General features: G+C 59.3%; 13 protein-coding genes. All 13 read left to right on the top strand.

Annotated elements, in window-relative coordinates; all coding sequences use genetic code 11:
• Nucleotides 1-303 precede the first annotated feature (303 nt).
• The 13 genes from JFT86_RS09590 to JFT86_RS09530 all read left to right on the top strand — a co-directional run bounded on the left by JFT86_RS09590 (nt 304) and on the right by JFT86_RS09530 (nt 13,783).
• Nucleotides 304-816, top strand: coding sequence for a PAAR domain-containing protein (locus JFT86_RS09590; RefSeq protein ID WP_201231497.1), 513 nt, complete (start codon nt 304-306; stop codon nt 814-816).
• Nucleotides 809-1,507 (top strand): VRR-NUC domain-containing protein, encoded by a 699-nt coding sequence (locus JFT86_RS09585; RefSeq protein WP_201236564.1) that lies wholly within the window; start codon nt 809-811, stop codon nt 1,505-1,507. Before JFT86_RS09590 ends, JFT86_RS09585 begins: the two co-directional genes overlap by 8 nt.
• A gap of 16 nt (nt 1,508-1,523) precedes the next feature.
• On the top strand, nt 1,524-2,612 hold the full coding sequence (locus JFT86_RS09580) for a DUF3396 domain-containing protein (RefSeq protein ID WP_201231498.1): 1,089 nt from the start codon (nt 1,524-1,526) through the stop codon (nt 2,610-2,612).
• 230 nt (nt 2,613-2,842) lie between these two features.
• Complete coding sequence (locus tag JFT86_RS09575) at nt 2,843-3,304, top strand: Lrp/AsnC family transcriptional regulator (protein ID WP_007966501.1); 462 nt, start codon at nt 2,843-2,845, stop codon at nt 3,302-3,304.
• A 223-nt stretch (nt 3,305-3,527) separates the two neighbouring features.
• Nucleotides 3,528-5,210: an NAD(P)/FAD-dependent oxidoreductase gene (locus tag JFT86_RS09570; RefSeq protein WP_201236563.1), complete on the top strand. Its 1,683-nt coding sequence runs from the start codon at nt 3,528-3,530 to the stop codon at nt 5,208-5,210.
• Nucleotides 5,211-5,222: 12 nt separating this feature from the next.
• Nucleotides 5,223-6,017, top strand: coding sequence for a carbon-nitrogen hydrolase family protein (locus JFT86_RS09565; protein ID WP_201236562.1), 795 nt, complete (start codon nt 5,223-5,225; stop codon nt 6,015-6,017).
• A 38-nt stretch (nt 6,018-6,055) separates the two neighbouring features.
• On the top strand, nt 6,056-8,473 hold the full coding sequence (gene pqqF / locus JFT86_RS09560; RefSeq protein WP_201236561.1) for a pyrroloquinoline quinone biosynthesis protein PqqF: 2,418 nt from the start codon (nt 6,056-6,058) through the stop codon (nt 8,471-8,473).
• Between the two features lie 156 nt (nt 8,474-8,629).
• Nucleotides 8,630-8,704 carry a pyrroloquinoline quinone precursor peptide PqqA gene (gene pqqA / locus JFT86_RS09555; RefSeq protein ID WP_003422658.1) on the top strand — a complete coding sequence of 25 codons (75 nt, stop codon included), beginning with the start codon at nt 8,630-8,632 and terminating at the stop codon, nt 8,702-8,704.
• 81 nt (nt 8,705-8,785) lie between these two features.
• Nucleotides 8,786-9,697 (top strand): pyrroloquinoline quinone biosynthesis protein PqqB, encoded by a 912-nt coding sequence (gene pqqB, locus JFT86_RS09550; protein WP_158832494.1) that lies wholly within the window; start codon nt 8,786-8,788, stop codon nt 9,695-9,697.
• A gap of 140 nt (nt 9,698-9,837) precedes the next feature.
• Complete coding sequence (gene pqqC / locus JFT86_RS09545; protein WP_201236560.1) at nt 9,838-10,590, top strand: pyrroloquinoline-quinone synthase PqqC; 753 nt, start codon at nt 9,838-9,840, stop codon at nt 10,588-10,590.
• Nucleotides 10,587-10,862 carry a pyrroloquinoline quinone biosynthesis peptide chaperone PqqD gene (gene pqqD, locus JFT86_RS09540; protein WP_201236559.1) on the top strand — a complete coding sequence of 92 codons (276 nt, stop codon included), beginning with the start codon at nt 10,587-10,589 and terminating at the stop codon, nt 10,860-10,862. Before pqqC ends, pqqD begins: the two co-directional genes overlap by 4 nt.
• Nucleotides 10,834-12,006: a pyrroloquinoline quinone biosynthesis protein PqqE gene (gene pqqE / locus JFT86_RS09535; RefSeq protein WP_201236558.1), complete on the top strand. Its 1,173-nt coding sequence runs from the start codon at nt 10,834-10,836 to the stop codon at nt 12,004-12,006. The genes pqqD and pqqE overlap by 29 nt, the downstream gene beginning before the upstream one ends.
• Nucleotides 11,972-13,783 carry a S9 family peptidase gene (locus JFT86_RS09530; RefSeq protein ID WP_201236557.1) on the top strand — a complete coding sequence of 604 codons (1,812 nt, stop codon included), beginning with the start codon at nt 11,972-11,974 and terminating at the stop codon, nt 13,781-13,783. The genes pqqE and JFT86_RS09530 overlap by 35 nt, the downstream gene beginning before the upstream one ends.
• Nucleotides 13,784-13,824 lie beyond the last annotated feature (41 nt).

Genomic DNA, 13,824 nt, shown 5'->3' with positions numbered 1-13,824 from the left:
TTTCGTCGTTTCTGGCATTTGAAAAATCGGCCAACCGGATTGCAAAAAACGCGTTCCGTCCATAATCCGTCCAGATACTGCGACCGACACCTCATCCCTACACAAGTGAGCCAGCAGTCGCACTCCACCAGTAAAACGCATTTGCTAAAAGGCGAGGGCTTCTGCTTCCATGAGGGCGGCCTTTAACCAAAGCGCGGCCCTGGCAGTTGCTTCGCGACAGTTGATACTGGCTCACTTGCGGCAATCGGACTTGAGGCCTGCCGAACGTTGCGCCGCAATCGCCCTTTTGCAAGGATTCGCAAAATGAGTGGTAAACCTGCTGCACGCGTTACCGATCCGACCGCCTGCCCTTTGCCCGGGCATGGAACAAACCCCATCGTTTCGGGTTCACCGGATGTCATATTCGAAGGCCTGCAGGCCGCACGAATGAACGACGCCACCGCTTGCGGCGGCCACATTGTTTCAGGAGTGTCCTCTACTGTTTTCATCAATGGCCAACCCGCCGCCATGCTTGGCAGTGTCACCGACCATGGTGCGCCGGTCATTCAAGGTGCGAGCACAATCATCATCGGCGACACGCATACTCCCGCCCCTTTCATCCCGATCCCGTCTCTACCCGCACCGTTCTCCGGGCGCTTTCAACTGATCAACCAGGAAACAGGCAAGCCCATGGCTGGCCGCAAGGTCAAAGTGTGGTCCTCCTCTGGCACCAGCCTCTTCGACACTACTGATTCCGAGGGCATGACTTGTTGGGTCAAGGATAAATCGCCGCAAACCCTTCACATCGACCTCGTGCCTGGTGAAAGCAATGACTGAACCGTCAGTATCCCAAGGTGGCATGAAACCAGATGGTCAGATGAACCCTGTCAGCGTCCTGGAGCCCAAACTCGATCCGCGAGACCGGAAGGTACTTTGCTCGGCGATGTGTTATTGCCGCACCAAGCCGAACATCAGCACAGACGGCAAGAAAAGCCTCAAACAGGCCTGCGTAGCTCAGCGTCTGCTCGAACTGGACGAAATTCTGCAAGGGCGAAGCCCCTATAAGCCGGAAGTCAGTTACGACATGACCAAAGACCCTCCACAGCCGATCATGGATAGCCAGACAGGTACTCAACCGCATGGCTGGATTCCGGGCTGGATCAGGAAGTACTGGCATCTGGACCCGGATCATCCACCGTTCGAGGCTGACACTGGCATGATTCGCCGACCCGATGTGCTGGTACTGAATAACCCGAGCGGTGTGCCGACCCAATCAAACATCAAGGTATTGGTGGAGATGAAGTTTCCCCCCGACAAGGAAGATCCCGAGCAGGCTCAGGCTTACGAGAGGATCGCTGGCAGTGAGCAGAAGGTAGTGATAATGGGGCCCAAAGATTGTGACTGCGATCAGGAAGAGCAGACATCCAGAATCCCGAATGAAGAGCTGGGGTGGGCGGCTGGAATCGCTAGCGCCATCCTGTTCGTGGTGACCCGAGGACGCTCGCGCCCCATGCTGCCCGCGTATTAAGTTAACGGAGTAACCCATGGAACAACCATTCAACATGGCTGCAGAGTTGATCAAACAGCCCCATGTATTGGAGATACCGGGCAACTTGCTGATGAAAGGTGGCCCGGAGGACTATATCGGCGCCGTTCTTTGTTTACGCGCAACGCTATATTTCAAGGATGCCCATACGCCCTTGGTTAGAGAGGCACTGTGTAAGTGCTTTGACGAGTTCCAGCTATTGGCCGATGGTCACTTGACGTGGCTCATGCGTGACAACCCGCCTCAAGGGGAGCGTGTCACCCCATACGCCCAGGCGCGTAATCTGCGCGCAATTATGGGCCCCATGGGGGAGAACGATTTTCTGAGTGTCCATTACACCAGTGGCAAACAATCCCAAGATGCCAGCCCATGGCTTTTCAGTGTTTTGGGCCCCCGTGCCTGGCAAGCCAACATGGGCAACAATATTGGTGTACTGGAGTTTTCGGTACCGCTGTTGTTCCAGGAACAAAATCCGCTGAGTTTCTTGAAACTGTTCTATGGATTCGCACGCCGGATAAACCCACAGCAAGGCTACGCAGGCCATGCGTTCAATCTGTCTGTCGGAAATCAGGATGACAATCAGCCCACGGAGGCCTTCATGGCCGCGCGTATGCCAGGGCTGGATGTAGGCTCCGCGTTTTTGCTGTCGGGTCGTAAAACCTTCAAACAAGCCAAGATCAAAACAGTCAGTTGGCTCACGCTTTTAGATAATGAACGCCTGGAGTCAGCCGGCGGCCTGGAAGCTCTGCGAGCACAACTACCCGCCAGCCACTTCGCGTTTTATACCTACAACGAAGGTGTGATCATCCAGTCAGGCGCCCACCCCTACATCGCCGGCGATGCCGAAGATCTGAAGCCGGCTCCCTATGTGCTGATTAACCACTTGCTGAAACCCGTTCGCTACGAGTCTGTCGGGTCGCTGCATGGCAACAGTCACATGGGTGAATTGAGGTTGGTCGGATGGTCAGCAGATCAGTGGCTCAAGCGTCTGGATATCGACAACAGTTCGATGACAGATTGGCGCGTCAAGTTGCTGCGCGACGAACCGCATCTGGACTCTACAAATTCGCTGGCAGAACGCTTATAACTACCAGCGCGTAGAGAAAAACCAACGCCCGCTGCACATGCTGAACCGCCCGTGAAGGGCGGTTTTTTTTGCGTGGGCTTTTTCATTCATGAGATTGCCTGCGCGCGGAAGAAAATTCGTCGCCCACGAAGTGCCACTGAGTGCCGAACATGAGCACGACCTTCCGCAGCGTCCTCGCTATTGAGCCTGTAACATGCAAAAACCACTGATCCGCGCCAAAGGAGTTGCCCTTGCCAGACACCCGCCCCCCCGCACTCGATGAAATCGACCGCCAGTTGATCGCGGCCCTGCAGATCAACGCCCGCGAGAGCGTGGCCATGCTCGCCCGGCAATTGGGCATTGCGCGCACCACGGTGACTTCGCGGTTGGCCCGGCTGGAAAAGGCCAAAGTCATCACCGGTTATGGCGTGCGTCTGGGTCAGCGTGTGGTCGATGGCGGGCTGCAGGCGTATGTCGGAATCAAAGTTCAGCCGCGCTCCGGCAAAGAGGTGTTGCGCCGTTTGAGTGCGATGGCGCAAGTGCAGCAACTGTGTGCGGTGAGTGGCGAATTTGATTATGTGGCGTGGTTGCGCACGGACTCGCCGGAACAGCTGGATCAGTTGCTGGATCAGATTGGCAGCGTGGATGGGGTGGAGAAGACCACTACGTCGATCATTTTGAGTAGCAAGATTGATCGGGGGCAGCCGGTTTGAGTTTTCTCACCGGGATTTCTCGGTTGAATATGAAGGCCTCATCGCGGGCAAGCCCGCTCCCACAGTGATCGAAGTGAAGTCAAGCATCGTCACTCTGCTTAATTAATTATCAAAACGACGACACTTTGAGTCTTATTAACGTGTTCTACGCTCCCTAGAATGGCTGGCATCTTTTCCTATACTCAGACGCGCATACCGCGTCGGGTCGCCAGCAAGGTCAGCCATGAACAAGAACAATCGCCATCCTGCAGACGGTAATAAACCAGTCACCATTTTCGGCCCGGACTTTCCGTTCGCTTTTGACGACTGGATCGAACACCCGGCGGGCCTCGGCAGCATTCCTGAACACCATCACGGCGCTGAAGTGGCGATTGTCGGCGCCGGCATCGCCGGGCTGGTGGCCGCTTACGAGTTGATGAAGCTTGGCCTGAAACCGGTGGTTTACGAGGCCTCCAAGCTGGGTGGCCGTCTGCGCTCGCAGGCGTTCAACGGCACCGATGGCATCGTCGCCGAACTCGGTGGCATGCGCTTCCCGGTGTCGTCCACCGCGTTCTATCACTACGTCGACAAGCTCGGGCTTGAGACCAAACCTTTCCCGAACCCGCTCACGCCAGCCTCCGGCAGCACGGTGATCGACCTGGAAGGGAAAACCCATTACGCACAGAAACTGGCGGATCTTCCTGCACTGTTCCAGGAAGTGGCTGACGCCTGGGCGGATGCGCTGGAGGCCGGTTCGCAGTTCTCCGACATCCAGCAAGCGATTCGCGACCGTGACGTACCACGCCTCAAAGAGCTGTGGAACACCTTGGTGCCGCTGTGGGACGACCGCACGTTCTACGACTTCGTCGCCACCTCGGAAGCCTTCGCCAAACTGTCGTTCCATCACCGCGAAGTGTTCGGTCAGGTCGGTTTCGGTACCGGCGGCTGGGACTCGGACTTCCCCAACTCGATGCTGGAAATTTTCCGCGTGGTGATGACTAACTGCGACGATCACCAGCATCTGGTGGTCGGCGGTGTCGAGCAAGTCCCACAAGGCATCTGGCGCCATGTACCTGAACGCTGCGTGCACTGGCCGCAAGGCACCAGCCTGAAATCTCTGCACCGTGGCGCGCCGCGTTCCGGTGTGAAGAAAATCGCCCACGCGCCGGATGGCCGCTTCGCCGTCACCGACAACAACGGCGACACCCGCGAATACGCTGCCGTGCTGACCACTTGCCAGAGCTGGCTGCTGACCACCCAGATCGAATGCGACGAAACTCTGTTCTCGCAGAAGATGTGGATGGCACTCGACCGCACCCGCTACATGCAGTCGTCGAAAACCTTCGTGATGGTCGACCGGCCATTCTGGAAGGACAAGGATCCGGAAACCGGCCGCGACCTGATGAGCATGACCCTCACCGACCGCCTGACCCGTGGCACTTACCTGTTCGACAACGGCGACGACAAGCCGGGCGTGATCTGCCTGTCGTACTCGTGGATGAGCGACGCGCTGAAGATGCTGCCGCACCCGGTAGAAAAACGCGTTGAACTGGCGCTGAATGCGTTGAAAAAGATCTACCCGAAAGTCGACATCGCTGCGCGGATCATTGGCGATCCGATCACCGTGTCGTGGGAAGCCGATCCGTATTTCCTCGGTGCATTCAAGGGTGCCTTGCCCGGCCACTACCGCTACAACCAGCGCATGTACGCACACTTCATGCAGGACGACATGCCGGCCGAGCAGCGCGGGATTTTCATCGCCGGCGACGACGTGTCGTGGACTCCGGCGTGGGTCGAAGGCGCGGTGCAGACTTCGCTCAATGCGGTGTGGGGGATCATGAAGCACTTCGGCGGTTCTACACATAAAGCGAACCCGGGCCCGGGTGATGTGTTCAAAGACATCGGCCCTATCGCCCTGCCCGAGTAAGAGGAATCCCTGATGCGTGTAGCCCTTTACCAATGTCCACCGCTGCCACTGGACCCCGCCGCCAACCTGCAACGCCTGCATCAACTGGCGATGGAGGCCAAGGGCGCCGACCTTTTGGTGCTGCCGGAGATGTTCATGACCGGCTACAACATCGGCGCCGAAGCGGTCAGCACATTGGCCGAGGTCTACAACGGCGAATGGGCGCAGCAAATCGGCCGGATCGCCAAGGCTGCCGGCCTGGCGATCCTCTACGGCTATCCCGAGCGCACCGCCGACGGACAGATTTACAACGCCGTGCAGTTGATCGACTCGAACGGCGAGCGCCTGTGCAATTACCGCAAGACGCATCTGTTCGGCGATCTTGATCGTTCAATGTTCAGCCCCGGCGAAGGTGACTTTCCGGTGGTTGAACTGAACGGCTGGAAGCTCGGGTTCCTGATCTGCTACGACCTCGAGTTTCCGGAAAATGCCCGTCGTCTCGCCCTCGAGGGTGCCGAGCTGATTCTGGTGCCAACGGCGAACATGATTCCGTTCGATTTCATCGCCGATGTATCGGTGCGCGCCCGCGCCTTCGAAAACCAGTGCTACGTGGCCTACGCGAACTACTGTGGCCACGAAGGCGACATTCACTATTGCGGCCAAAGCAGCATCGCCGCACCGGACGGCAGCCGTAGCGCTCAGGCCGGTATCGATGAAGCGCTGATCGTCGGTGAGCTGGATCGACAGTTGATGGTCGACTCCCGCGCCGCCAATCGCTACCTCAGCGACCGTCGCCCTGAGCTTTACGACGCGCTGAACAAGCGCTAATCCGCTAGCATTGGCACTTCACTGTTCTGGAAGTGCCCATGCCTGCGCCGACTCACCCCCGCCCCCACACAGAAACCCTGGCCAATGGCTTGCGCGTGACCCTGCGTCACGTGCCCGGCCTGAAGCGCAGCGCCGCCGCGTTGCGCGTGGCTGCCGGTAGCCACGACGTGCCGCTGGCCTGGCCGGGGCTGGCGCATTTTCTTGAACATCTGTTGTTTCTCGGCACCGAACGTTTTCCTGCAAGTGAAGGGCTGATGGCCTACGTGCAAGGGCATGGCGGGCAGGTCAATGCCAGCACTCGAGAGCGCACCACCGACTTTTTCTTTTATCTCCCGACACACTCGTTCAGCGGCGGGCTGGAGCGTCTGTCAGACATGCTCGCCCATCCGCGTATGAATCCGGACGATCAATTGCGGGAAAGGGAAGTGTTGCAGGCGGAATTTGTCGCTTGGTCGCAGGATCCTGTGGCGCAGCAGGCGTTTGCACTGTACGAGGGTTTGCCGGAAAACCATCCGTTACGCGGCTTTCATGCCGGGAACCGCGACACACTGCAAGTCGAGCAGCCGGCGTTTCAGCAGGCGCTGCAAAACTTCCATCAGCAGTTTTATCGCAGCGGGCAAATGACCCTGAGCCTGACTGGCCCGCAGGGCATTGAGCAATTGCGCGCATTGGCGCAGCAGTTCGCAGCAAAGCTGCCGGCTGGGGATAAAGTTGCCCAGGCCGAGACATTGCCGCTAGGGGTGAAAAGTTATCAACAGGCCGGCGAACGGCGTTGCCATCTGCTGTTTGCCTTCGACTCGTTGCCAGTCTCGTCTGCTGAAGCCTTGGGGTTTCTTTGCCATTGGTTGAACAACGCCAAACCTGGCGGCTTGCTCGCACATCTGCAGCAACAAAACCTCGCGGACAATCTGCAAGCCGCTCCGCTTTACCACTTTGCCGGACAGGCATTGCTGCACCTGCAATTCACTGCCCCCCGCGAAGCTATAAGCGCCATTCGCGAACAACTGCTGGACTGGCTGAGCTTCTTCGCCAAGCAGCAGGACTGGGCAGCGTTGCGGGAGGAATACGCCAATTTGCTTGAGCGTCAACAACAAATCAGCACAGCACTGCAACTGGCGCGCCTCGACAGTGAACAACTTGCCAGCGAATTGTCCGAAAACGCTGTCGTCGCACTTCAGCAGGTACTGCGCGAAATAGGCGTTGTGGATAACTTCAGCAACCACTGGCACCTGCCTGCAGGCAACCCTTTCCTGCGTTCCAGCGAACCGCTGGCCAACGCCGGTTTGATTCGCGGCCAGACCAGCGCCCACCGTGGCTTGCGCACGTTTGCCCAGGATCGTTCGCGCGGCCGTCGCGAGCGCTCACCGATGCAGTTCAGCCAGGCGCTGCCGGACACCGGAGATCAAGGCGCGATTTATCTGCGCTGGCAACTGCAAGCCGCAGCCAGTGCCGATCTGCAAGGCAAGCTTCAACGTTGCCTGCGGGAAACCCAGGAAGACGCGCGTCAGGCCGGGGTCGAGTTGTCGCTCAGTGCCACCGGCACTCAATGGCTGCTGAAACTGACCGGCCTGCAAGAGCCGATGCCCGACGTCCTGGAGCATGCGCTGAAAGATCTGACGCAGGTTGATGCCGATTCCGCGAGCGCAGCGCCAGAAGCGCCGTTGATGCCTATCCGCCAATTGCTCAAGGCTTTGCCGGAACGTTGCCTGCCAACCGCCGCCGAGGCGGACGACGCCAACCACCTGTGGACAACTTCGCGCTGGGACGGACTTGCACTGGGTCTCGGCGCACAGACTCAATCGGCGATGGGGCTGGCCCTGAGCCGCATCCCAGGGACACCGGACAATCAACTGCCGGCCACACCTGCGATCAATGCTCAACACCTGTGGAGCTACATCGATACCGGCTCCAGCGAACACGCCCTGCTGTTGTTCTGTCCGACAGCCAGCCGCGAAATTGCCGACGAAGCGGCGTGGCGCTTGCTCGCACAGCTATGCCAGACACCTTTCTATCAGCGGCTGCGGGTCGAATTGCAGTTGGGTTATGCAGTATTCAGCGCCCTGCGGCAGATTCACGGCCAAAGCGGCCTGATGTTTGGTGTGCAGTCGCCGAACATTGCACCGGTTCAGTTACTCGGTCATATCCGGGAGTTCCTCGACAGCGTTCCTGCGCTGATCGAAAACCTCGATGACCGCAGTTTCAACCAGCTACGCCAGTCACTCGCGGAGCAATTCGACGAAAGCAATCTGTCTGGCAAAGACGCCGCCGAACTGCTCTGGCAGGCAAAACTTGCTGGCCACTCGTCGGATTACCTGACGCAATTGGGCACCGCTATCGATCAACTGGATCGCCCGGCCGTGCTGGCCGCCGCACATCGCCTGAACAACGCGGAAGGCGGCTGGCGCTGCCTCGCCAGTGACGTGATGCCGGATTCATCGTGGCAAGCGGCAGAATGATCATTACTCAGGCTGCAAGGAGCTTTCTCAAAGATTCACGGGCAATACCGGTGAAATTTTGAGTAACATAGCAGCCTAACTATTTGGAACATCTTTGCGCTGCCGTGGACTATACCTATGGATAGCGCTATCTCACCCACCTGAAGGAGTCACCTTATGTCTTGGACAAAACCGGCTTACACCGACCTGCGTATCGGCTTCGAAGTCACCATGTACTTCGCCAGCCGCTGAGTTCTGCCTCGTCAGAATTGCAGTGCAACGCCTCGGCTCGCCGAGGCGTTTTATTTTCAGCGTTGAAAGATTGGAGCGTTCATGTTCGTCCAGATTCTGGGTTCGGCCGCCGGCGGCGGTTTTCCGCAGTGGAATTGCAACTGCGTCAATTGCGCAGGTTTTCGCGACGGCAGCCTGAATGCCAAGGCCCGCACCCAATCGTCCATCGCGATTTCCGATGACGGCGTGAACTGGGTGCTGTGCAACGCCTCGCCGGACATCCGCGCGCAACTGCAAAGCTTCGCCCCGATGCAACCGGGCCGAGCCCTGCGCGACACCGGTATCAGCGCGATCATTCTGATGGACAGCCAGATCGACCACACCACCGGCCTGCTCAGCCTGCGCGAAGGCTGCCCGCATCAGGTCTGGTGCACGGACATGGTTCACGAAGATCTCAGCACCGGTTTCCCGCTGTTCAAGATGCTCACCCACTGGAACGGCGGGTTGGACTGGAACCGCATCGAACTCGACCAGAGTTTCACCGTGGCGGCGTGCCCGAACCTGCGTTTCACGCCGCTGCCGCTGCGCAGCGCTGCGCCGCCCTACTCCCCGCACCGTTTCGACCCGCATCCGGGCGACAACATCGGCCTGATCGTCGAAGACCTGAAGACCGGTGGCAAGCTGTTCTACGCACCGGGTCTGGGCAAGGTCGACGCGCCGCTACTGGAAATCATGGCGAGCAGTGATTGCCTGCTGGTCGACGGCACGATGTGGGATGACGATGAGATGCAGCGCCGTGGCGTTGGCACCCGTACCGGTCGCGAGATGGGCCATCTGGCGCAGAACGGCCCCGGCGGCATGCTCGAAGTGCTGGAACAGCTTCCCGAGCAGCGCAAGGTGCTTATCCACATCAACAACACCAACCCGATTCTCGATGAGGATTCGCCGGAGCGTGCAGAGCTGGCCCGACGTGATGTTGAAGTGGCATATGACGGCATGAGTATTGTGCTGTAAGCATTTGAGACCGCTGCGCGGTCTATCGCGAGCAGGCTCACTCCTACATTGGAATGCGATCACCTGTAGGAGTGAGCCTGCTCGCGATAAGGACGGCACAGACACCAGAGATTTCTAGGGTTGTTCCCCGGAGAACCGCAATGACCGACCAAGCAATGTCCCCCGCCGAATTCGAAGCGGCCCTGCGCGCCAAAGGCGCCTATTACCACATCTACCACCCGTATCACGTGGCGATGTACGAAGGTCGCGCCAGCCGCGAGCAGATTCAGGGCTGGGTCGCCAACCGCTTCTACTATCAGGTGAACATCCCCCTGAAAGACGCGGCGATCCTCGCCAACTGCCCGGATCGCGAGATCCGTCGCGAGTGGATTCAGCGCTTGCTCGACCACGACGGCGCCCCCGGTGAAGACGGCGGTATCGAAGCGTGGCTGCGTCTCGGCCAGGCCGTCGGTCTCGATCCGGATCAGCTGCGCTCCCAGGAACTGGTGCTGCCCGGCGTGCGTTTCGCCGTCGATGCCTACGTCAACTTCGCCCGCCGCGCCAGTTGGCAGGAAGCTGCCAGCAGCTCATTGACCGAACTGTTCGCGCCGCAAATCCACCAATCGCGACTCGACAGTTGGCCGCAGCATTACCCATGGATCGACCCGGCCGGGTACGAGTATTTCCGTACCCGCCTCGGGCAGGCGCGGCGTGATGTCGAGCATGGTCTGGCGATCACGCTTGAGCATTACAAGACCCGCGAAGGCCAGGAGCGCATGCTGGAAATTCTCCAGTTCAAACTGGACATTCTTTGGAGCATGCTCGATGCCATGAGCATGGCCTACGAATTGAACCGCCCGCCGTATCACAGCGTCACCGATCAACGGGTCTGGCATAAAGGAATCGCCTTATGAGTTTCGACCGCAGCAAGACCCCGACCTGGCGTCCCGGCTACCGTTTCCAGTACGAGCCGGCGCAGAAAGGCCATGTGCTCCTGTACCCGGAAGGCATGATCAAGCTCAATGAAAGCGCCGCGCTGATCGGCGGGTTGATCGACGGTGAACGGGATGTCGCGGCGATCATCGCCAAACTCGACGAGCAGTTCCCCGGCGTGCCCGAGCTCGGTGAAGACATCGAGCAATTCATGGAGGTTGCCCGTGCACAGCACTGGATCGAACTTGCCTGAGTCATCGGTGCAAGTCCCGGCCAAACCGGAAATCGGCCTGCCGCTGTGGCTGCTCGCCGAGCTGACCTACCGCTGTCCGCTGCAATGCCCATACTGCTCCAATCCACTGGATTTCGCCGAGCAAGGCAAAGAGCTGAGCACCGAGCAGTGGATCAAGGTATTCCGCGAGGCGCGGGAGATGGGCGCGGCGCAGCTGGGCTTTTCCGGCGGTGAGCCACTGGTGCGTCAGGACCTCGCCGAGCTGATTCATGAAGCGCGGCAGTTGGGCTTCTACACCAATCTGATCACTTCCGGCATCGGCCTGACAGAGCAGAAAATCAGCGACTTCAAAAAGGCTGGCCTCGATCACATCCAGATCAGTTTCCAGGCCAGCGACGAGCAAGTGAACAACCTGCTCGCCGGCTCGAAAAAAGCCTTCGCGCAGAAGCTGGAGATGGCCCGTGCGGTGAAGGCCCACGGCTATCCGATGGTGCTGAACTTCGTCACCCATCGGCACAACATCGACAAGATCGACCGCATCATCGAACTGTGCATCGCGCTTGAGGCCGACTTCGTCGAACTCGCCACCTGCCAGTTTTACGGTTGGGCGCAGCTCAATCGTGTCGGCCTGTTGCCGACCAAGAAACAACTGGTGCGCGCCGAACGCATTACCAACGAGTACCGGGCGAAACTGGAAGCCGAAGGGCATCCGTGCAAGCTGATTTTCGTCACGCCGGATTACTACGAAGAACGCCCGAAAGCCTGCATGAACGGCTGGGGCAGTATTTTTCTTACCGTTACCCCGGACGGCACCGCCCTGCCCTGTCATGGCGCCCGACAGCTGCCGGTACAATTTCCCAACGTGCGCGATCACAGCATGCAGCACATCTGGTACGACTCGTTCGGCTTCAACCGCTTTCGCGGTTACGACTGGATGCCCGAGCCGTGCCGTTCGTGTGACGAGAAAGAAAAAGACTTCGGCGGCTGCCGCTGCCAGGCCTTCATGCTCACCGGTGATGCAAGCAATGCCGACCCGGTGTGCAGCAAGTCCGAACATCACGGCGTGATCCTCAAGGCCCGCGAAGAAGCTGAGACCGCCACTCAAACCATTGAACAACTGGCCTTCCGCAATGAACGAAACTCGCGCCTCATCGCCAAGGGCTGAACCTTTCAGCGCCTCGCAAGCCGTCGCCGCCGGGATGGATTTCGCCGAACTGCAGTTCGGTGCCAATGGGCTGTTCTGGAATGAATACCGTCCGGAAGACGGCGCCTGCCGGATCTGGCATTGGCGCGATGGTGTGGCGAAATGTCTGACACCAAACGGTTTCAGCGTGCGTAGTCGGGTGTACGAATATGGCGGTGGCGCGTTTTGTCTGACGCCTGACGGGGTGGTTTTCGTCGCTGAGGCGGATCAACAGCTGTATCGCCAGGATTTGGCCGGAATGCCTCAGGCACTGACCTCGGGTGAGTGTCGTTATGGCGATCTGCACTTTGCTTTCAGCCAAGTGCTGGCGGTGGAAGAGCAGCATGATCAGCATCGACTCGTAGCGATTGATCTGGCCGACGGGACGCGGCATTTGTTGGCTGAGGGCGCGGATTTTTATGCGGCGCCGATCATCAGTGCGGACGGCCAGCGTCTGGCCTGGATCGAGTGGAGTCGGCCGCATCAGCCGTGGACGTCGACTCGGTTGATGGTGGCGCTGCGTTTGCCTGACGGTGCATTCAGTTCGCCGCGCTGCATTGCCGGTGCCGGGTCTGAAGAGTCCATTCAGCAACCGCGATTCGATGCCGAAGGTCGCCTCTATTGCTTGACCGATCGCGGCGGATTCTGGCAGCCATGGTTGGAGACTTCCGACGGTTTACAACCATTGCAGGCTGCGCAGGCGGACCATGCACCCGCACCGTGGCAACTGGGCGGCTGCACCTGGCTCCCTGTTGAGGATTCGTTTTTAGCCAGTTGGAGCGAAGGGGGTTTTGCTCGCCTGACGTTCGGCGACGAAGATTTCACCGGTGACTACAGTCGCTTCCGTCATCTGGCGCTGGATGATCAGAACATCTACTGCATCGCCGCCTCGCCGATCAGCCCTTCGGCGGTGATCGCGATTGATCGAACGACCCACGCAGTGAAGGTGCTGGCCGGTGGCGTGGCGCCCCTGCCCGCCGAGCGCATCAGCCGTCCGCAAACCTTGCGTTACCCAAGCGGTTCGGGTGAAGCGCATGGGTTCTTCTATCCAGCCATGAACGATGAAATCAAACCGCCGCTGGTGGTGTTCATCCACGGCGGCCCGACATCGGCGTGCTACCCGATACTCGACCCGCGCATTCAGTACTGGACGCAACGCGGCTTCGCCGTCGCCGACCTCAACTATCGCGGCAGCAGTGGTTATGGCCGGGAATATCGGCAGGCCCTGCACCTGAGTTGGGGTGAGGTGGACGTCGAGGATGCTTGCGCGGTGGTGGCGTATCTGGCCGAACGCGACATGATCGACGGCGATAATGCGTTCATCCGTGGCGGCAGCGCCGGCGGTTATACGACGCTGTGCGCCTTGGCGTTCCATCAGGTATTTCGCGCCGGCGCCAGTCTGTACGGGGTCAGTGACCCAGTCGCACTTGCCCGTGCGACACACAAGTTCGAAGGCGATTATCTGGACTGGCTGATCGGCGACCCCGAGCAGGACGCCGAACGCTACGCCGCCCGCACACCCCTGCTGCACGCGAGCAACATTCGCGTACCGGTGATTTTCTTTCAGGGTGAGCTGGACGCTGTTGTTGTGCCGCAACAGACGCGGGACATGGTCACGGCACTGGAACAGAACAACATCCCGGTCGAGGCGCATTATTACGCCGACGAACGCCACGGCTTCCGCCGGGCAGTGAATCAGGCGCATGCGTTGGAGCAGGAGTGGAAGTTCTATCGGCGGGTGATGGGTTTGGGGGATTGAAAATCCGCTTCCACCTCTCAGGTCCGTGTCGCCCCAATCGC

The organism is Pseudomonas sp. TH06 (assembly GCF_016651305.1).
Taxonomy (GTDB): Bacteria; Pseudomonadota; Gammaproteobacteria; order Pseudomonadales; family Pseudomonadaceae; genus Aquipseudomonas.
This window is presented reverse-complemented; position numbering and strand designations above follow the sequence as displayed.

Coding starts and splice junctions, on each gene's coding strand:
- JFT86_RS09590 (WP_201231497.1), top strand. CDS start 304: ATGAGTGGTAAACCTGCTGCACGCGTTACCGATCCGACCGCCTGCCCT.
- JFT86_RS09585 (WP_201236564.1), top strand. CDS start 809: ATGACTGAACCGTCAGTATCCCAAGGTGGCATGAAACCAGATGGTCAG.
- JFT86_RS09580 (WP_201231498.1), top strand. CDS start 1,524: ATGGAACAACCATTCAACATGGCTGCAGAGTTGATCAAACAGCCCCAT.
- JFT86_RS09570 (WP_201236563.1), top strand. CDS start 3,528: ATGAACAAGAACAATCGCCATCCTGCAGACGGTAATAAACCAGTCACC.
- JFT86_RS09565 (WP_201236562.1), top strand. CDS start 5,223: ATGCGTGTAGCCCTTTACCAATGTCCACCGCTGCCACTGGACCCCGCC.
- pqqF (WP_201236561.1), top strand. CDS start 6,056: ATGCCTGCGCCGACTCACCCCCGCCCCCACACAGAAACCCTGGCCAAT.
- pqqB (WP_158832494.1), top strand. CDS start 8,786: ATGTTCGTCCAGATTCTGGGTTCGGCCGCCGGCGGCGGTTTTCCGCAG.
- pqqC (WP_201236560.1), top strand. CDS start 9,838: ATGACCGACCAAGCAATGTCCCCCGCCGAATTCGAAGCGGCCCTGCGC.
- pqqD (WP_201236559.1), top strand. CDS start 10,587: ATGAGTTTCGACCGCAGCAAGACCCCGACCTGGCGTCCCGGCTACCGT.
- JFT86_RS09530 (WP_201236557.1), top strand. CDS start 11,972: ATGAACGAAACTCGCGCCTCATCGCCAAGGGCTGAACCTTTCAGCGCC.